Source organism: Klebsiella sp. P1CD1, assembly GCF_003790505.1.
Classification (GTDB): domain Bacteria; phylum Pseudomonadota; class Gammaproteobacteria; order Enterobacterales; family Enterobacteriaceae; genus Klebsiella; species Klebsiella variicola.
This window is the reverse complement of record NZ_CP033631.1, coordinates 1,790,038-1,808,563: the sequence shown is the minus strand read 5'-3', so window position 1 is coordinate 1,808,563 and position 18,526 is coordinate 1,790,038. Positions and strand designations below refer to the sequence as shown.

The following is an 18,526-nucleotide window of genomic DNA, read 5'->3' as shown; positions in this document are numbered from 1 at the left end:
CATGACAGACCTCCCGGCCAGCGTGCGCTGGCAGCTATGGATAGTGGCGTTCGGCTTCTTTATGCAGTCGCTGGACACCACCATCGTTAACACCGCCCTCCCCTCGATGGCCAAAAGCCTCGGGGAGAGCCCGCTGCATATGCATATGATCATCGTCTCCTATGTCCTGACGGTGGCGGTCATGCTCCCGGCCAGCGGCTGGCTGGCCGACCGGGTCGGGGTGCGCAATATCTTCTTCACCGCCATCGTGCTGTTTACCGCCGGGTCGCTGTTTTGCGCCCAGGCCAGCACCCTTGACCAGCTGGTGATGGCGCGGGTGCTGCAGGGGATCGGCGGCGCGATGATGGTGCCGGTTGGTCGCCTGACGGTAATGAAGATCGTCCCACGCGATCAGTACATGGCGGCGATGACTTTCGTCACCCTGCCGGGCCAGGTTGGCCCGCTGCTCGGCCCGGCGCTGGGCGGGGTGCTGGTGGAGTATGCCTCCTGGCACTGGATCTTCCTCATCAATATCCCGGTGGGGATCGTCGGCGCCATCGCCACCCTCTGCCTGATGCCCAACTACACCCTGCAGACCCGGCGCTTCGACCTCTCCGGCTTTCTGCTGCTGGCCGCCGGGATGGCGACCCTGACCCTGGCGCTGGACGGCCAGAAAGGGCTCGGTATATCGTCACGCTGGCTGGCGGGGCTGGTGGCCGTCGGCCTCGCCGCCCTGCTGCTGTACCTGTGGCACGCCCGCGGTAACGCCCGGGCGCTGTTCAGCCTCAACCTGTTTCGTAACCGCACCTTCTCCCTCGGCCTCGGCGGCAGCTTCGCCGGACGCATCGGCAGCGGTATGCTGCCGTTTATGACCCCGGTGTTTCTGCAGATTGGCCTCGGCTTCTCCCCCTTTCACGCCGGGCTGATGATGATCCCGATGGTGCTCGGCAGCATGGGCATGAAGCGGATCGTGGTCCAGGTGGTCAACCGCTTTGGCTACCGTCGGGTGCTGGTCGCCAGCACCCTGGGCCTGGCGGCGGTCAGTCTGCTGTTTATGTTTAGCGCCCTGGCCGGCTGGTATTACGCGCTGCCGCTGGTCCTGTTTCTGCAGGGGATGATCAACTCCAGCCGCTTCTCCTCAATGAATACCCTGACGCTGAAAGATCTCCCGGACGATCTGGCCAGCTGCGGCAACAGCCTGCTGTCGATGGTGATGCAGCTGTCGATGAGTATCGGCGTGACCATCGCCGGGCTGCTGCTGGGGCTGTATGGCCAGCAGCATATGAGCCTCGACGCCGCCAGCACCCATCAGGTCTTTCTCTATACCTATCTGAGCATGGCGGCGATCATCGCCCTCCCGGCGCTCATCTTTTCCCGGGTACCGGATGACGTCGGCACGAATACCGTCATCCGTCGACGCAACAGGAGTGGATCGTGAAATTTTGGCGCCCGGGCATTACCGGTAAGCTGTTCCTCGCTATTTTCGCCACCTGCATCGTGCTGCTGATCAGCATGCACTGGGCGGTGCGTATCAGTTTCGAACGTGGGTTTATCGACTACATCAAGCGCGGTAATGAGCAGCGGTTAACCATGCTCAGCGACGCGCTGAGTGAGCAGTATGCCCAGCACGGCAGCTGGGCGTTTCTGCGCAACAACGACCGCTTTATCTTCCAGCTGCTGCGCACCTTCGAACGGGATAACGACGACCGTTCGCCGCCGGGACACGGCATGAAGCCGGGTCCGATGGAGGGTCAGGGGCCGGATGGGCCGCCGCCGGATGGGCCGCCCGACGGCCCCAGCGACACCCCGCCGCCGAGGCCGGAAATGCCGCCCCACGGCTGGCGCACCATGTTCTGGGTGGTCGATCAGTCGGGCCGCGTGCTGGTGGGGCCCCGTGAGCGCGTACCGGAGGACGGCACCCAGCGCAGCATTGTGGTCAACGGCGTGGAGGTAGGCAAAGTGATCGCCTCGCCGGTAGAGCGGCTGACGCGCAATACCGATATTAACTTCGACCGGCAGCAAAAGCGCACCAGCTGGCTGATTGTCGCCCTTGCCACCCTGCTTGCCGCGCTGGCCACTTTCCCGCTGGCCCGCGGCCTGCTGGCGCCGGTGAAGCGGCTGGTGGAAGGCACCCATAAGCTGGCGGCGGGCGACTTTTCCACCCGCGTGACGGTGACCGGCGGCGACGAGCTCGGCCGCCTGGCGCAGGATTTCAACCAGCTCGCCAGCACCCTGGAGCGCAACCAGCAGATGCGTCGCGATCTGATGGCCGATATCTCCCATGAGCTGCGTACTCCGCTGGCGGTGCTGCGCGGCGAGCTGGAGGCGATTCAGGACGGAGTCCGGCGCTTCACCCCCGAGTCCATCCCCTCCCTGCAGGCCGAGGTGGCTACCCTCACCAAGCTGGTGGACGACCTCCATCAGCTGTCGATGTCCGATGAGGGGGCGCTGGCCTACCAGAAAACGTCGCTGGATATCATCACCCTGCTGGAGGTGGCCGCGGGCGCTTTTCGCGAGCGCTTCGCCAGCCGGCAGCTGAGCATTCAGGTGTCGCTCCCCGAGCAGGCGATGATCTTCGGCGACCGCGACCGCCTGATGCAGCTCTTCAACAATCTGCTGGAGAACAGCCTGCGCTATACCGACAGCGGCGGCAGCCTGCACATCACCGCCCGCCGCAGCGGCCGAATGCTGGTGATTGACTTCGCCGACAGCGCCCCCGGCGTCAGCGATGAGCAGCTGGCCCGCCTGTGCGAACGCTTTTACCGGGCGGAAGGATCGCGCAATCGCGCCAGCGGCGGCTCCGGCCTCGGACTGGCGATTTGCCTCAATATTGTCGCGGCCCACGGCGGCACCCTGCGTGCCGACCATTCGCCTTTTGGCGGGGTTAGCATTAAAGTTGAGTTACCTCTGGAACATGATTTACCGAGAGACGTATGACTGAATTGCCTGTAGATGAAAACACCCCACGCATTCTTATCGTGGAAGATGAACCGAAGCTCGGCCAGCTGCTGATTGATTATCTGCAAGCCGCCGGCTATGCGCCTACGCTGATTAACCACGGTGACAAGGTCCTGCCCTACGTTCGGCAGACGCCGCCGCACCTGATCCTGCTGGATCTGATGCTGCCCGGCACCGACGGTCTGACGTTGTGCCGGGAAATTCGCCGCTTCTCCGATGTTCCGGTGGTAATGGTGACGGCGAAAATCGAAGAGATCGACCGACTGCTGGGGCTGGAGATTGGCGCCGACGACTATATCTGCAAGCCCTACAGCCCGCGGGAAGTGGTCGCCCGGGTGAAAACCATTCTTCGCCGCTGCAAGCCGCAGCGCGATCTGCAGGCGCTGGACGCCCAGAGCCCGTTGATTGTCGACGAAGGTCGTTTTCAGGCCTCCTGGCGCGACAAGCTGCTGGACCTCACTCCCGCCGAGTTCCGGCTGCTGAAAACCCTCTCCCAGGAGCCGGGCAAGGTCTTCTCCCGCGAACAGTTGCTCAACCATCTGTATGACGATTATCGGGTAGTCACCGACCGCACCATCGACAGCCACATCAAAAACCTGCGGCGCAAGCTGGAGGCGCTGGACGCCGAGCAGTCGTTTATTCGCGCGGTGTATGGCGTTGGCTATCGCTGGGAAGCAGACGCCTGCCGACTGGCGTAGTTAGCCTTTTCCCGGCTCGCGCTGCGCTTAGCCGGGCTACACGTTCACCGCCCTCTGCAATCCGTAGCCCGGGTAAGGCGTTTACGCCGCAACCCGGGGAACGCCATAGAGCCTATCCCACCAGGCGTTATGAGTGCTGTCAGTGTGAGCACTGCCCAGGTTCAAAATGGCAAACAAATTAGCCATACTGAAAGATACCCATCTGATATTTACTCCCCTTCGCCGCGGCGCTACAATGCCCGCCCTTAATGTGGGGACACTCCCCAACTCGCCGCACCAGGTGCGGCGAATCTGACCTGTCATCAGAACGAGAACACCATGTTTAAACCAGAACTCCTCTCCCCGGCGGGAACGCTGAAGAATATGCGTTACGCTTTCGCCTATGGCGCCGATGCCGTTTATGCCGGCCAGCCGCGCTACTCGCTGCGCGTGCGTAACAACGAATTCAATCACGAAAATCTGCAGCTCGGCATCAATGAAGCCCACGCGCTGGGTAAAAAATTCTATGTGGTGGTCAACATCGCCCCGCATAACGCCAAGCTGAAAACGTTTATTCGCGATCTGAAGCCGGTGGTGGAGATGGGGCCGGACGCGCTGATCATGTCCGATCCGGGTTTAATCATGCTGGTGCGGGAACACTTCCCGGAGATGCCGATCCATCTTTCAGTGCAGGCTAACGCCGTCAACTGGGCGACGGTCAAATTCTGGCAGCAGATGGGGCTCACCCGTGTGATCCTGTCGCGTGAACTGTCGCTGGACGAAATCGAAGAGATTCGCCGCCAGGTGCCGGAGATGGAGATTGAGATTTTCGTCCACGGCGCGCTGTGCATGGCCTACTCCGGCCGCTGCCTGCTCTCCGGGTATATCAACAAGCGCGACCCGAACCAGGGGACCTGCACCAACGCCTGCCGCTGGGAATACAACGTGGCGGAAGGCAAAGAGGACGACGTCGGTAACATCGTCCACAAATATGAGCCGATCCCGGTGCAGACCGTGGAGCCCACCCTCGGCATCGGCGCGCCGACCGATAAAGTCTTTATGATTGAGGAAGCCAAACGTCCGGGCGAGTATATGACCGCCTTTGAGGACGAGCACGGCACCTACATCATGAACTCGAAAGATCTGCGGGCTATCGCCCACGTTGAGCGTCTGACCCAGATGGGCGTTCACTCGCTGAAGATCGAAGGCCGCACCAAATCCTTCTACTACTGCGCGCGTACCGCCCAGGTTTACCGCAAGGCCATCGACGATGCCGCCGCCGGAAAACCGTTTGATACCAGCCTGCTGGAGACCCTGGAAGGACTGGCCCACCGCGGGTACACCGAAGGCTTCCTGCGCCGCCATACCCATGACGATTACCAGAACTATGAGTACGGCTACTCCCTCTCCGAGCGCCAGCAGTTTGTCGGCGAATTCACCGGGGAGCGTAACGGCCCGCTGGCGGCCGTGGCGGTCAAAAATAAGTTCAGCGTCGGCGACAGCCTCGAGCTGATGACCCCGCAGGGTAACGTCAACTTCACCCTCGAGCATATGGAAAATGGCAAAGGCGAAGCCATGCCGGTGGCCCCGGGCGACGGCTATACCGTATGGTTGCCTGTGCCGGACGACCTGCCCCTGCAGTATGCGCTACTGATGCGCAACTTCACTGGTCAGACAACCAGAAATCCGCACGGTAACTAGTTAATTTGCGTTATTTTTTCATGATGTAAGGATATTAGAATCGGATCACATACCGTTTCGATCGAAACAGGTATCATCCATTTCGCTGAAAAACATAACCCATAAATGCTAGTTGTACCAGGAACCACCTCCTTAGCCTGCGTAATCTCCCTTACGCGGGCTTATTTTTTTGCCTCTCCTCCGGTCTTCGCTTGCGTCATGCGGTACACTTTATGCAACATTAAGCAATAAAGGTTCCCTTGATGATGTCTACGTTTCCTGCCAGCTTACTGATCCTTAACGGCAAAGGTGCCAATGAACCGCAGTTACGCGAGGCGGTTAACCTGTTACGCGACGAAGGGATCGATATTCACGTCCGCGTCACCTGGGAAAAGGGCGATGCCGTGCGGTTTATCGATGAAGCCCTGCAGCTGAACGTTGAAACGGTGATCGCCGGCGGCGGCGACGGCACCATTAATGAAGTGGCGACCGCGCTGGTGGAGCGCGGTAGCAAGATGGCGCTGGGGATTTTACCGCTGGGCACGGCCAACGACTTTGCCACCAGCGTCGGCATTCCGCAGGATCTGGCCAGCGCCCTCAAGCTGGCGATCGTCGGCCGCGATGTGCCGATAGATATCGCCCGGGTGAATGATAAAACCGGCTTTATTAATATGGCGACCGGCGGGTTCGGCACCCGAATCACCACCGAAACGCCGGAAAAACTCAAAGCCGCGCTCGGCGGTGTCTCTTATTTAATCCATGGCCTGATGCGTATGGATACCCTGAAGCCAGACCGCTGCGAGATCCGCGGAGAGAACTTTCACTGGCAGGGCGATGCGCTGGTCATTGGCATCGGCAACGGCCGCCAGGCCGGCGGCGGCCAGCAGTTGTGCCCGGAGGCGTTGATTAACGATGGTTTGCTGCATCTGCGCATTTTCACCGGCGAAGAGCTGATCCCTGCCCTGTTCAGCACCCTGGCGAATCCGGAAAACTCGCCGAATATTGTTGACGGTGTCTCCTCATGGTTTGAGATCACCGCCCCCCATGAGATGACGTTTAACCTCGACGGCGAGCCGCTCAGCGGAAAAACCTTCCGCATGGAGCTGTTACCGGCGGCCCTGCGCTGCCGGCTGCCGCCCGACTGCCCGCTGCTACGTTGATCAGGCTTCGCAAAGCAAAGACGGCGCCCGGCTGGTATACAGCAGCCGGGTTCGTTGATTGAGCCTCTGAATGTTAAGGTAAAACGGCACCTGCGGCTGCAGGAAAAACCTGGGCAGATATCGATCCAAACACCGCACTTACATTAACAGACGATATCTACAACCTCAAACTCACATAATATCAAATAATTACCCATTAAAATGGGCGCATCTGCCGTGAGACAATGCGCCATCAAGCTTAGTAGTCCGCCACCTCGCGCGCCATTTCGCGCGTATATTGCCGACTGGCGTTAACCAGCATCTGCGTATAGGCCGTCCGCGCCTCGCCGCTGACCAACGCATCGACCGTCAGGGTTTCGAGGATCTTCCCGTACTGCATCACCGCCATTTCTGGCATAAGTGGGCAATAACCCCAAGATCGTGGGTGACCATCAGGTAAGTGAGCTTCGCCTCCCGCTGCAATTCCGCCAGCAGGTTAAGGATCTCAGCCTGCACCGACACATCCAGCGCCGACGTCGGCTCATCCAGCAGCAGCACCTGTGGCTCAAGAATCAGCGCTCTGGCTATCGCCACGCGCTGCCGCTGCCCGCCGGAGAGCTGATGCGGATAGCGCTCACGAAAAGCGCGGTTGAGGCCAACTTTATCCAGCAGCGCATTGATCCGCCGGTCGCGGTCATTGAAACGATGGATCTGCAGCGGCTCTTCGAGGATATCGCCAATGGTGTGACGGGGATGCAGCGATCCGTAGGGGTCCTGAAATACCATCTGCACCTGACGGCAGCGCTCGCGGCTAATTTCATGCCCTAAGGGCTGAGCATCGATGGTCAGTTCCCCCTGCCAGTGGGTAAACAGCCCCGCCAGGCACTTGAGCACCGTCGTTTTACCGGAACCGGACTCTCCTACCAGACCGTAGATCTCGCCGGGCTTAACGTGGAAACTGACGTCATACAGCACCTGGTTACGCTTCTCCCCCTCGCCAAACGCGAGGTTGAGATGTTGAACTTCAATCATTATCCGCTCCTTAATCCGTTAACCAGCTGGCCTGACGCTGCAGCACCGGCAGTATCGGGCGACGATGCAGCATATCCGGCAGCGAGTTAATCAATCCCTGAGTGTAGGGGTGACGGGCGTTATCGAGATCTTTAGCGGCGATGGACTCCACTACCCGTCCGGCGTACATCACCAGTACGCGGTCGCAGAAGCTGCGCACCAGGTTGATATCGTGGCTGATAAAAATCAGCCCCAGCCCGCGCGACTGAACCAGGTCATCCAACAGGCCCAGCACCTGCAGGCGCACCGACACGTCCAGCGCGGAGGTGGGCTCATCGGCAATGATCAGTTCCGGGTCGGTAATCAGCATCATGGCGATCATGATGCGCTGCCCCTGTCCGCCGGATATTTCATGCGGATAAAGCTGATAAACGCGCTCCGGCTGGCGAATACGCACCACCTCCAGCATCTCCAGCGCCCTGGCTTTCGCCTCATCTTTGCGCCCGGGATGATGAGTAAGCCAGGCCTCGGCGATTTGCTTACCCACGCAGACCACCGGATTAAGCGAATATTTCGGGTCCTGCATAATCATAGAGATACGTTTGCCGCGTACGCCGCGCATCTGCGCTTCGCTAAGATGCTGCAGATCGAGGTCGGCAAACTGCATCCGGCTGGCGCTGACGCGGGCCTTTTTCGGATGCAGCTGCAGCAGCGCGCGCCCAACGGTGGACTTACCCGAACCGGACTCGCCGACAATGGCCAGCTTCTCATGCCCCAGCTGGAAGGAGACGCCGCGCACGGCGTGGGTCACCGCGCTACCGTTAACAAAATCGACGCACAGATCGCGCACGTCGAGCAGCGGTACATTATTCACTGCGGGGATCGAGGATGTCACGTAGGCCATCTCCTAAGAAGTTGAACGCTAAGCTATTGATCAGAATCGCCAGCCCCGGAATGGTTACGACCCACCAGCACTCCATCATATAAGTGCGCCCGCTGGAGATCATCGCTCCCCACTCCGGCTCTGGCGGCTGCGCGCCGAGGCCGAGAAAGCCAAGGCCGGCCGCGGTCAGAATGATCCCGGCCATATTCATGGTGATACGGATAATGACCGAGGGCAGACACAGCGGCACGATATGGCGCCAGAGGACGCGGGCCGATGAAGCGCCCTGCAGACGCACGGCGGAGATAAAATCGGCCTGGCGCAGAGAGAGCGTTTCGGCGCGCGCCAGACGGGCAATCGGCGGCCAGGCGGTCAGCGTGATGGCGATAACCACGTGCTCCAGCCCCGGTCCTAAAGCGGCGACAAACGCCAGCGCCAGGACCAGACTCGGGAAGGAGATGAAAATATCGGTGACGCGCATCAGCACCATATCGACTTTACCGCCGAAATAGCCTGCGCTGACGCCCAGCAGCAGCCCGAGCGGACCGACAGTCACCGAGACCAGCAGCACGATATAGAGCGTGATGCGGGAGCCGTACACCAGGCGACTAAAGATATCCCGGCCAAACTCATCGGTGCCGAACCAGTGCTGTGCATTCGGCGCGACCAGCGCACTATTCAGGTCCTGTACCAGCGGGTTATAAGGCGCAATCAGCGGCGCGAAAATCGCCACCACCAGCAGCAGAAAGATAATGCCTCCGCCGATGGCCGTGAGCGGATTGCGCGCCATTTTGCCGATAAACCCGACGGCCCGCGCCGCCGCGCGTTGCAGCCGCTGACGGCCTTCGCCCGCACCGCCCGAAAGCGGCGAATCCAGAGAAACGGTCATGATTTTGTCCTCGGGTCAAAGAATTGATACAGCAGGTCGGAGAGCAGGTTGAGCATCACGAAGATCACGCCCACCAGCAGCACGCAGCCCATCACCGCATTCATATCGCCCAGCAGCAGGCTACCGGTAAGGTAGGAGCCGAAACCCGGCCATGAGAAGACGGTTTCAATCAGCACCGCGCCTTCCAGCAGCGCGCCGTAGGCCAGCGCCACTACCGTCAGCAGCTGCACGAGGATGTTACGAAACGCATGGTTCCAGATAACCTGACGCTCGGTCAGCCCTTTCACCCGCGCGGTAATAATGAACTCCTGCGACAGCTGGGCCAGCATAAAGCTGCGGGTCATACGGCTGATATAAGCCAGCGAGTGAAAACCCAGCAGCGAGGCGGGAAGAATCAGATGATTAATGGCGTTCCAGAACACCTGGCCGTTGCCTGCCAGCAGCGCATCAACGGTCATCAGGCCAGTGCGGCGCGGCACCACACCATCCAGCCCGAGATCTACCCTCCCGGCGCCGCCTACCCAGCCAAGCCAGGCATAGAACACCAGCAGTCCCATCATTCCGACCCAAAAGATCGGCGTCGAGTAGCCCGCCAGGCTGATAATGCGTACCACATAATCGGAAACGCTATTGCGCCGCGCCGCCGCCAACACGCCCAGCGGAATACCAAGACCCGCGCCGACAATAATCGCCATCGTCGCCAGCTCCATGGTGGCCGGGAAGACGCGGATAATATCGTCCACCACCGGTTTCCCGGTCAGCAGCGCGTTGCCCAGATCGCCGTGCAGCAGGTTGACGAAATAGATGCCAAACTGGGTGGTCAGCGATTTATCAAACCCCAGCTGCTGGTAAACCTGCTGATAGGTGCTCTGGTCAGCATCCGGGCCGACAATCGCCAGCACCGGGTCGATGGGCATGACGCGGCCAATGGTAAAGGTCAGCAGCAGCAGGCCGAACAGTGTAATCACCACCTGCAGTAGCCGTTTGGATAAGCGCCGGCCGCGTGAGCCGGGCGCAAGGATTGCGGTACTCATCCTTTCTCTCCTTCGCGGACTTTATAGACGTCACGCAGAAAAGTGGTGGCGGAGGGGTGCGGCTGATACTCCCGTACCTCGTTGCGCACGACGACCGAATCAACCATCTGCGAAAGCGGAATTAAAGCCGGAACCAGCTGGTCGTAGCGTGTCTGGATGGCCTGGTAGTCAGCCACCTGTTTTTGCGGATCGCGTTCCAGCAGGGCCTGGTCAATCATCGTATTAAGCTGCGGGTCGTAAAAACCGGTACGCCAGCCCTGGAAGTTGGTCAGGCGCGCCTTATCGCTGTTATCCGGGTTATAGACCAGCGCGCGCAGGCTGGAGTGCGGATGCGGCTCCATCCCGCTGCCGCCGCGACCTACCAGCAGGTCAAATTTACGCTCACGCATCGCGCCGTAGATCTGGTTACCGGTGCCGGTGATGATTTTGGCGTTAATCCCCGCCTGCATCAGCGTCGACTGCACGGCGATAGCGATGTTAAGAAATGGCTGATCGGAGAGTACCCGCAGCGTGGTATCAAAGCCGTTGGGATATCCCGCTTCCGCCAGCAGCTTTTTCGCCCGCGCCACGTCCAGCTTATAGCCAGGGTCGGGCAGCGTGGATGGCATGCCCGCCTTAATCGGCCGCTGGTGCAGCACGCCGTAGCCCGGCATCAGCGCTTTATTGATACCCTGATAATCAATCAGATAGCGCACCGCCTCGCGCACTTTCGGATTGGCGAAGTGCGCTTCTTTCATGCTCATCGCCACGTAGTACATGGTGCCGCGCTGCACCGCATCGACGGTCAGCTGCGGGTCGCTGCGCAGGGCGTTGATATCGGAAACCGCCATGTTGTTGGCAATATCGAGGTCGCCTTTTTCGATCATCAGACGCAGGGTTTGCGACTCCTGGAAATGGCGCAACACCACGCGGCTCATTTTCGCCTCGCCGCGCCAGTAGTCAGGATTGCGCTTTATGCGCAGCACCTCTTTTGCCTGCCAGGTTTCCAGCGTAAACGGCCCGGAACCGGCTTCATGGGTGGTTAGCCAGCGGTTTCCCCAATCGTTATCCTGCTGGTGGCTTTGCACCGTTTTACTGTCCAGCACCCCGAGGTTGCCCAGCGCCGCCAGCGAGTAAATCACCAGTTGCGGATCGTTATCTTTGGGTAATACGATTTGCACCGTGAAGCGGTCCGGCGCGCTGACCTGGCTGTCGATATTTTTCTTACTGAAGCCATAGGATTTCCATACCGAGGCCTGGGCCAGGTTGAGGTGCAGGATGCGCCGCATTGACCACACGACGTCGGCGGCGGTCAGCGGGTTGCCGGAGTGAAACTTAACGTCATCGCGCAGATGAAAGGTCAGGGTTTTGCCGTCGGGGCTGATATCCCAGGATTTCGCCAGCGCGGGCTTAACGGTGGTGAGCTGCTCAGGGTCAAGCTCCACCAGCGAGTCGTAGAGGTTGACCACGATCCCCACCACTTCGTTACCGGTCATCGCCGCCGGGTCAAGGGTGAGCAGGTTATTCATATTCATGCCGATAATGAGCTGATCGGGCGGCGTTTTCGCCACCGCCGCCCCGCTCCCCATCGACATGGCGAGCGCGAGAATACACGCTGCCAGTAAGGAGGTTTTTTTCATATCTCTGTTTGCCTGTACTGTAGGGTACATGTTGCCGGATGGCGGCATTTTCGCCTTATCCGGTCTACCGGGCCGCAGACCCGATAAGCGCAGCGCCATCGGGCATTTATTTTTTTAAATCAGTCGTGGCTAACGGTATTGGCTTCGATATACGCAAAATTAATGTCTTCGCCGAGACCCGGACGTTGTGACAAATGCACAAATCCCTGATCATCCATCGGGTCGACAATGCTGTTGAGATAGGCCGCCGGTTCATCGTAGTCGAGGAACGGATGCAGCAGGCCGCGCTCATACCAACGGCAGTTACGGATCGCGCCGACCACCGCCAGGCTTGCCGCGCCGTTGCCGTGGACTTCGCAATCCATGCCGAAAGATTCCGCCAGCGCCGCCACCTTCATGGTCGGGGTAATGCCCCCCACGCCGTTGGCGCCGGCGCGCAGAATGTCGCAGGCTCCGGCTTTCACCCATTCGGCGCGCATGTGGTGCTTGCCGCCGAAGCTCTCCGGCCCGACGATGGGAATCGACAAGTTTTCCGCCAGCCACGCGTACGAGGACATCGAATCCTCCTCCATCGGCTCTTCAAACCAGGCGAAATTGAGTTTTTCCAGCGCTTTGCCGATCCACAGCGCCTCGGCGCGGCTGTACCAGTGATAGCCATCAATCATCAGGTCAATATCCGGCCCTACCGCTTCGCGCACCGCCGCGCAGGCTTTAATATCCATTTTGGGATTGGGCGCAAAAGAGATTGGCGGCATCCAGGTGTGCAGTTTGATGGCCTTGTAGCCGCGGGCGACCAGCTTTTCGGCAAAGGCGGCATACTCTTCCGGGGTCGACAGGCCGCCCGGTAGATCGTCGCCGCACATGGTGCTACCGTAAGCCGGGACGGTGTCGCGATAGCCGCCGAGCAGCTTGTAGACCGGCATCCTGAGGCTGCGGCCAATCAGGTCCCACAGCGCTTGTTCAACAAACGACAGCGCGCGCTCCGTTAGCTGATGTGCGCTGCCGCGCTGCCAGTGGTTAAGATCCTGCCAGATACGCTCGCGGTTAAACGGGTCCTGCCCCACCAGCACTTTGCGAAAAAAAGTATTCACCACGAACGGGCGCACGACTTCCGGAGGCGCAAACGAAAAACCCTGCGCCCCATCATCAGCGGTGATGGTCAGCATCGCCATTTTGGCCATGCTTTCAGCCCCCGGATGGGAGTGCCCGGCGCTGTCGGAAACCCGACGAGTGGGATACTGGAAAACGGTGACATTCACAGATTCAATTTTCATGCTCAATCCTTATCACGGCCAAATCCGATCGACAGAGGCAAATCGGCAAAGCGGTTTCACATTATTGAAAATACGTTTCAATATATAATCTAAGCACAATTACGTAGCAGTGCCTCGGACAAACACCGCTAAGCAAGGCCATAAATTTGGGCATTGGCACAACAAGACGTGACTGTTTTCACAAAAGATGAGCGAAATGTGAGGCGGATCGGCATGGAGAAAAAAGGGCGTGAGCGCAGAAAAGAGAGTGACCGACCGTGTACATCCCGGGATTTTCTGCGCTCACGAAAGCGTAAGTTATGCGACCGCCGCTGGCTCGGCGTTAAGCGCTTCCAGCAGTTCAGGTAAGGTTTGATAGCGGCCGACAGCGGCCTGATAGCGCCCCTGTCGGCTATCTTCGGCAACCACCGCCGTGGGAATACCGGCGGCCTGAGCCGCGCAAAAGCCGGTAAAGCTATCCTCAATCACCAGGCACTGGCTGGCGTTGAGATTGAGCTTGTTCAGCGTCGTCAGATAAACCGCCGGATGTGGCTTTCCACGTTCTTCATCATCTGCGCTGCAAACCACGTCGAAAAAGTGCCAGAGCGAGAGCTTGTTCAGCACAGCGGCAATAACCTGGCGGGATGATGACGTGGCGAGCGCAATTTGATAGCCCGCCTCGCGAAAATAGCGTAACGCCTCATGCACGCCGTGCATCGGCTCGCCTTCGGTGGCGATCAGGCCGGTAATACGCTGCAATATCGCGGCTTCAAGCCGCTGCGGGTCGAGATCAAGCTGAAAATAGCGGCACCAGGTGCCGGCGATTTCGTCGAGGCGTTTGCCTTTGGTGAGGGTTTCACACTCATCCACGCTCGCCGTTGCCCCCCACTGCGCGAGGGCGTCAATCTGCGCCTGTCGCCACAGCGCCTCGGAATCAATAATCACGCCATCCATGTCAAAAATAACCGCCTGCATACTCATTCGTTCACCTCATTAAGGCTGGCATGCGCTTCATGCCAGCCGCATCACCTAAGAGAATTCAACCTGCTCGCGGGCGGTTGCTTCCTTGTGGGAGAACCCCGGCTGCTCCACGCGGATAAAGGCGCAGAGGAAAAAGGCCACCACGTACAATGCGGTGTAGGCGATCACCACCCCGATGGTGCTGAAGAACGGCAGCAACACCACGGCAATCGCCGGCGCGAGAAAGTTCGACATCCCCGCCGACAGGTTATAGACCGAAATCGCCGCGCCTTTGTGCTTCGGCTCCAGCGCCGGGAACACGGCGGCCAGCGGCACGAAGGCGGCGACAAAGATCCCGAGGGCGATGGCGGGGATCAGCGCCATCGCAAAGCTATGACCAAAGTGCTGAGGGATGTAGTAAAACGCCAGGCTGGAGAGCGCCATCCCGATGCAGCCGAACCAGCGCACCACCTTCATCCAGCCCAGTTTTTCCCCCAGGATCCCCCACAGCACGTTAGAGAAAATGGTGGTGAAGAAGAAGACTGCCCATACCTGGAGCCATTCTGAAGTGGTGAAGCCCAGCTCATCGACAAACATCATCGGCATAATGACCGCAAAACCGAACAGCGAGAGGGTATTGATAATCCTGACCATGCTCGACAGCAGAATATTGCGGTTGGTATAGAGCAGCGTCGCGGCGCGTCCCAGCTCGGAAAATTTCTGGCGAGTGGTGAGATTCTGCATATGCTGCGGCGTTTGAATATGGCGCAGGGAAGCCAGGGCAATCACGCCCCCGGTGACGCAGAAGGCCAGCGCCAGCCATAAAGTCCCCAGTTCGCCAATGTGCGGAATGGTGAAGCTCGGAATATAACTGCCGAACACGCCGATGCCGATGGAATAGACCGCCCAGAACCAACCGATGGCCGAGCTGGCATTGTCGCTTTTGACGTTATGGACAATCGCCACGATAAACGAGTAGAGGAACAGCGGATAGGCGAAGCCGCGGATGCCGTAGAAAATCAGGATCAGCGCATAGTTGGCGTGACCGAGGCCGAAAACGAGGAACAGCACGTGGAACACGCACCACAGCACGAAGCCAATCATCATCGTTTTCAGCGGGGTGATAATTTCCGCCACCACGCCGGAAATCCACGCCGACAGCGCGGCGGCCAGGCCGTAGAGGGTAAAGGCAAAGGAGGCCTCCGCCGGAGAGAAGCCGAGCGCTTTGATATAGTGCGACAGAAAGGCTAATTCAAAACCGTCGCCGGTCATAAATACGGCAATGGCGATGTATCCCCAGAGCAGGTTCAGGGGTAAACCGAGCCACTGTTTATTATTGATAGACATAATGACCTCGTTTTCAGGGTACAGGGTGGCCGCTCCGCGATGTGCAACGAAGCGGCTGTTATGATGAAAATCAGTGCTGCCGATAATTCAGGTCGTTTAAATACAGGTCTTTAAACTGCGCGTAGCGTTGCATCAGGGTGTGGTGGCGAACGGGATCCGCACGCCAGGTCTGCCAGACTTCCGGTTTTTCACACACCGCGGCAATCGGTTTGCCCGCCGCCAGGCAGGCCAGCCGCGCCGCGCCCAGCGCGCCGCCGGTCTCTCCCCCTTTATGGGTCACAACCGGCATAGCGAGAATGTCGGCCAGCAGCTGGGCCCAGAAAGGACTGCGGGCGCCGCCGCCCACCAGCGAGCACTGCGCGATGGGCGTCCCACTCTCTTTCAACGCCTGCAGGCCGTCGTTGATACCGAAGCTCACCCCTTCCAGCACCGCGTAGCCAAGCTGGGCGCGCAGGCTGGCGTGGGTCATGCCCCAGAACATGCCGCGCGCGTCAGGATCGTTATGCGGGGTACGTTCGCCGGAGAGATAGGGCAGGAAGAACGGGGCGTGGGCTTTCTCCTCCTCGCTGAGCTCGGCAATTTCCGCCAGCAGCGCCACCTCCGTGGTGCCGGTCAGGCGGCAGAACCACTGCAAACAGCTGGCGGCGCTCAGCATGACGCTCATCTGGTGCCACAGGTTCGGCAGCACGTGACAAAACGCATGTACCGCCGACTGCGGCGCCGGACGATAGGCGTCGGTCACCACAAACAGCACCCCGGAGGTGCCGAGCGAAATAAACGCATCCCCCGGCGAGACCGCGCCGACGCCAATGGCGCTAACCGCGTTATCCCCCCCGCCCCCGGCCACCACCACCGAGGCGTTCAGCCCCCAGCGCGCCGCCACCTGCGGATCAAGGGTGGCGGAAACCTCGCAGCCTTCGACCAGTGTCGGCATGTGGCTGCGCGACAGGCCGCACTTGTCCAGCAGAGCGTCGGACCAGTCGCGCTTCGCCACGTCCAGCCACAGCGTCCCGGCGGCGTCCGACATGTCGGAGACTTTCTTCCCGGTCATCCGATAGCGCAGATAATCCTTCGGCAGCAGCACCGTGGCGGTGCGCTGAAAGTGTTGCGGCTCATGACGGCGCACCCACAGCAGCTTCGGCGCGGTAAAGCCCGGCATCGCCAGGTTGCCCGCCACCTGATGCAGCTCCGGCGCCATCGCCTCCAGCTCGGCGCACTCTGCGGCGCAGCGGGTGTCGTTCCACAGAATGGCCGGACGGATCGTCTCCCCCTTTTCATCCAGCAACACCGCGCCGTGCATCTGTCCGGAGAGGCCAATCGCCTTGATGGCCGGCCAGTGCTGCGCGCATTTTTCCCGCAGCGTGTTCATCAGGTACTCCGTCGCCTCCCACCATAACTCCGGCGCTTGTTCTGACCAGTGCGGATGGGGCCGCTGAATACTCAGCGGCGCGCTATGGCTGGCGATAACCTCATAGTTCTCATCAATGACCAGCGCTTTGACTTCCGATGTGCCGAGATCGATACCCAGATACATAGCCACCTCTTATTTAATCAGCGTGTAAACGGCGGCGACTTTCTCGCGCATCAGCGCCAGAAAATCCGCGTTGTTGGCGAGGTCACCAAACAGGGCTTTATCGCGGGCATAGACAGCCAGCGGATCCTGAGCCTCATACATCTCATGCACCGCCTGCGCATCCAGGATGCCGTCCTGGTACTGATAGGGCAGCGTTCCCTTATGCCACTGCTCCATAAAGACGAAGAACAGCGCCGGCAGCATGGCGGTCGCCTCAGGGCGGACGCCGCGCTGATAGCACTCCTGCAGCGTGGGGGCGATCATCGCCGGAATTTTCGAGAAGCCGTCGGCGGCGACGCGCTGGTTGGTGTCCTGGATATAGGGATTGGTAAAGCGCTTAAGCACCACATCCCGGTAGGTGGGCAGATCAATGCCGTTATCGCCGAGGCAGGGAATGACATCCTCCGTGACGTAGCGGTCGGCAATGGCGTAGATAACATCGGTCAGCGTGCTTTCATGAATATACTGCTGGCCAATTAAGGTTCCCGCCCAGGCAATGCAGCTGTGCGACGCGTTCAGAATGCGGATTTTCGCCTCTTCATACGGGATGACCGACTCGACCATCTCCACGCCGACCGCTTCCAGGTTCGGGCGGGCATCACGGAAGTGGTTCTCCACCACCCACTGGATAAAGGTCTCCCCCATCACCGGCGCTTTGTCATCAATCCCGGTTTGCGCTTTGATACGGGCCGGCAGATCGGCCGCCGGACGCGGGGTGATGCGGTCCACCATGGTGTTCGGACAGGTGGTATTGGCCGCCATCCAGTCAATTACCGCCTGTTTGCCGGTGAGCTGCAGGAACTCGACCATGCCGTCGTGGAAACGCTCGCCGTTGTGGCGCACGTTGTCGCAGTTGAGCAGGGTCAGCGGCCCGGCGTCGTCGGCCATGCGCTTCTCCAGGATCCGCGCGAGGGTGCCATAAATGGTTTTGCACTCGCCTTGCAGGTCGGCCTGCAGATCGGGGTTACTGGTTTCCAGCTGATGGCGGGTGTTCAGGTAGTACCCCCCTTCCGTCACAGTAAAGGCGATAACTTTGGTCTGCGGGTTCGCCCCTTCGTTAATCAGCGGCTGCAGCCCGGCCTGCCACGGCAGCAATTTCTGGATAGAAGTAATTTCTTCATATTCACGCTCCCCTTCCGGGCTGACGGTCTCCAGGACGTAACGTCCTCCCTGCGCCGCCAGCGCCTGCACCACCTGCTCGGCGTCGTTACGAATATTTCCTGCCGCGATGTGCCAGCGCTTATCCCCGGACGCTATCAGACGATGCAGATACCACGCCTGATGCGCGCGATGAAAAGAACCCAGACCGATATGAAGCCATGTGAATTGATTGTTCATGTTCTGTTCTCCTTGAGTTGATGGCGCCACTGTAATTGATCATTTGACCAAAATAAGAGCCACGGATCACAAAAGAACAATTACCCAATTAAATTACAAATGACCAGACAAGAGCAAAAGCTTGCCAGTTATGCCAACCACGGCGAGAATGCGGGTATTCGCCGGGCCAATTGCGAGCCCTGGTCA

General features: G+C 59.7%; 14 protein-coding genes and 1 pseudogene. 5 read left to right on the top strand and 10 right to left on the bottom strand.

Going from position 1 to position 18,526, the window contains the following annotated elements; all coding sequences use genetic code 11:
• The first annotated feature begins 1 nt into the window (after position 1).
• The 5 genes from DTA24_RS09175 to yegS all read left to right on the top strand — a co-directional run bounded on the left by DTA24_RS09175 (position 2) and on the right by yegS (position 6,454).
• The gene (locus tag DTA24_RS09175) at positions 2-1,417 is read left to right on the top strand and encodes an MFS transporter (protein ID WP_123836741.1); all 1,416 of its coding nucleotides are present in this window, start codon (positions 2-4) and stop codon (positions 1,415-1,417) included.
• Complete coding sequence (baeS, locus tag DTA24_RS09170) at positions 1,414-2,916, top strand: two-component system sensor histidine kinase BaeS (RefSeq protein ID WP_012541063.1); 1,503 nt, start codon at positions 1,414-1,416, stop codon at positions 2,914-2,916. The genes DTA24_RS09175 and baeS overlap by 4 nt, the downstream gene beginning before the upstream one ends.
• Positions 2,913-3,635: a two-component system response regulator BaeR gene (gene baeR, locus DTA24_RS09165; RefSeq protein WP_004201558.1), complete on the top strand. Its 723-nt coding sequence runs from the start codon at positions 2,913-2,915 to the stop codon at positions 3,633-3,635. Before baeS ends, baeR begins: the two co-directional genes overlap by 4 nt.
• 318 nt (positions 3,636-3,953) lie before the next feature.
• The gene (gene yegQ, locus DTA24_RS09160) at positions 3,954-5,315 is read left to right on the top strand and encodes a tRNA 5-hydroxyuridine modification protein YegQ (RefSeq protein ID WP_008804076.1); all 1,362 of its coding nucleotides are present in this window, start codon (positions 3,954-3,956) and stop codon (positions 5,313-5,315) included.
• A gap of 242 nt (positions 5,316-5,557) precedes the next feature.
• Entirely contained in the window at positions 5,558-6,454 is an 897-nt protein-coding gene (gene yegS, locus DTA24_RS09155; protein ID WP_008804075.1) for a lipid kinase YegS, read from the top strand.
• 238 nt (positions 6,455-6,692) lie between these two features.
• On the opposite strand, the pseudogene DTA24_RS09150 reads toward yegS, so the two are convergent.
• The 10 genes and pseudogenes from DTA24_RS09150 to dalD all read right to left on the bottom strand — a co-directional run bounded on the left by DTA24_RS09150 (position 6,693) and on the right by dalD (position 18,340).
• A pseudogene (locus DTA24_RS09150) lies at positions 6,693-7,465 on the bottom strand (ABC transporter ATP-binding protein).
• Between the two features lie 10 nt (positions 7,466-7,475).
• On the bottom strand, positions 7,476-8,339 hold the full coding sequence (locus tag DTA24_RS09145) for an ABC transporter ATP-binding protein (protein WP_048272230.1): 864 nt from the start codon (positions 8,337-8,339) through the stop codon (positions 7,476-7,478).
• On the bottom strand, positions 8,311-9,216 hold the full coding sequence (locus DTA24_RS09140) for an ABC transporter permease (RefSeq protein WP_002912641.1): 906 nt from the start codon (positions 9,214-9,216) through the stop codon (positions 8,311-8,313). The genes DTA24_RS09145 and DTA24_RS09140 overlap by 29 nt, the downstream gene beginning before the upstream one ends.
• Positions 9,213-10,250 carry an ABC transporter permease gene (locus DTA24_RS09135; RefSeq protein WP_012541059.1) on the bottom strand — a complete coding sequence of 346 codons (1,038 nt, stop codon included), beginning with the start codon at positions 10,248-10,250 and terminating at the stop codon, positions 9,213-9,215. The genes DTA24_RS09140 and DTA24_RS09135 overlap by 4 nt, the downstream gene beginning before the upstream one ends.
• Complete coding sequence (locus DTA24_RS09130) at positions 10,247-11,869, bottom strand: ABC transporter substrate-binding protein (RefSeq protein WP_064323687.1); 1,623 nt, start codon at positions 11,867-11,869, stop codon at positions 10,247-10,249. The genes DTA24_RS09135 and DTA24_RS09130 overlap by 4 nt, the downstream gene beginning before the upstream one ends.
• Before the next feature lie 119 nt (positions 11,870-11,988).
• Positions 11,989-13,143, bottom strand: a complete 1,155-nt coding sequence (locus DTA24_RS09125) for a mandelate racemase family protein (RefSeq protein WP_008804070.1) — start codon at positions 13,141-13,143, stop codon at positions 11,989-11,991.
• Positions 13,144-13,440: 297 nt separating this feature from the next.
• Positions 13,441-14,103: an HAD family hydrolase gene (locus DTA24_RS09120; protein ID WP_110220099.1), complete on the bottom strand. Its 663-nt coding sequence runs from the start codon at positions 14,101-14,103 to the stop codon at positions 13,441-13,443.
• A gap of 48 nt (positions 14,104-14,151) precedes the next feature.
• Positions 14,152-15,429: a D-arabinitol transporter gene (gene dalT, locus DTA24_RS09115; protein ID WP_008804068.1), complete on the bottom strand. Its 1,278-nt coding sequence runs from the start codon at positions 15,427-15,429 to the stop codon at positions 14,152-14,154.
• A gap of 70 nt (positions 15,430-15,499) precedes the next feature.
• Positions 15,500-16,963: a xylulokinase gene (gene xylB, locus DTA24_RS09110; protein ID WP_123836740.1), complete on the bottom strand. Its 1,464-nt coding sequence runs from the start codon at positions 16,961-16,963 to the stop codon at positions 15,500-15,502.
• Positions 16,964-16,972: 9 nt separating this feature from the next.
• A complete protein-coding gene (gene dalD, locus DTA24_RS09105) occupies positions 16,973-18,340 on the bottom strand; it encodes a D-arabinitol 4-dehydrogenase (protein ID WP_123836739.1) in 1,368 nt (455 codons plus the stop codon).
• Positions 18,341-18,526 lie beyond the last annotated feature (186 nt).

Bases quoted from the DNA above. Each gene is read 5' to 3' on its own strand.
- DTA24_RS09135 (WP_012541059.1), bottom strand. From the start codon at position 10,250: ATGAGTACCGCAATCCTTGCGCCCGGCTCACGCGGCCGGCGCTTATCC.
- dalT (WP_008804068.1), bottom strand. From the start codon at position 15,429: ATGTCTATCAATAATAAACAGTGGCTCGGTTTACCCCTGAACCTGCTC.
- DTA24_RS09130 (WP_064323687.1), bottom strand. From the start codon at position 11,869: ATGAAAAAAACCTCCTTACTGGCAGCGTGTATTCTCGCGCTCGCCATG.
- DTA24_RS09120 (WP_110220099.1), bottom strand. From the start codon at position 14,103: ATGAGTATGCAGGCGGTTATTTTTGACATGGATGGCGTGATTATTGAT.
- DTA24_RS09125 (WP_008804070.1), bottom strand. From the start codon at position 13,143: ATGAAAATTGAATCTGTGAATGTCACCGTTTTCCAGTATCCCACTCGT.
- yegS (WP_008804075.1), top strand. From the start codon at position 5,558: ATGATGTCTACGTTTCCTGCCAGCTTACTGATCCTTAACGGCAAAGGT.
- yegQ (WP_008804076.1), top strand. From the start codon at position 3,954: ATGTTTAAACCAGAACTCCTCTCCCCGGCGGGAACGCTGAAGAATATG.
- DTA24_RS09140 (WP_002912641.1), bottom strand. From the start codon at position 9,216: ATGACCGTTTCTCTGGATTCGCCGCTTTCGGGCGGTGCGGGCGAAGGC.
- baeR (WP_004201558.1), top strand. From the start codon at position 2,913: ATGACTGAATTGCCTGTAGATGAAAACACCCCACGCATTCTTATCGTG.
- DTA24_RS09175 (WP_123836741.1), top strand. From the start codon at position 2: ATGACAGACCTCCCGGCCAGCGTGCGCTGGCAGCTATGGATAGTGGCG.
- xylB (WP_123836740.1), bottom strand. From the start codon at position 16,963: ATGTATCTGGGTATCGATCTCGGCACATCGGAAGTCAAAGCGCTGGTC.
- dalD (WP_123836739.1), bottom strand. From the start codon at position 18,340: ATGAACAATCAATTCACATGGCTTCATATCGGTCTGGGTTCTTTTCAT.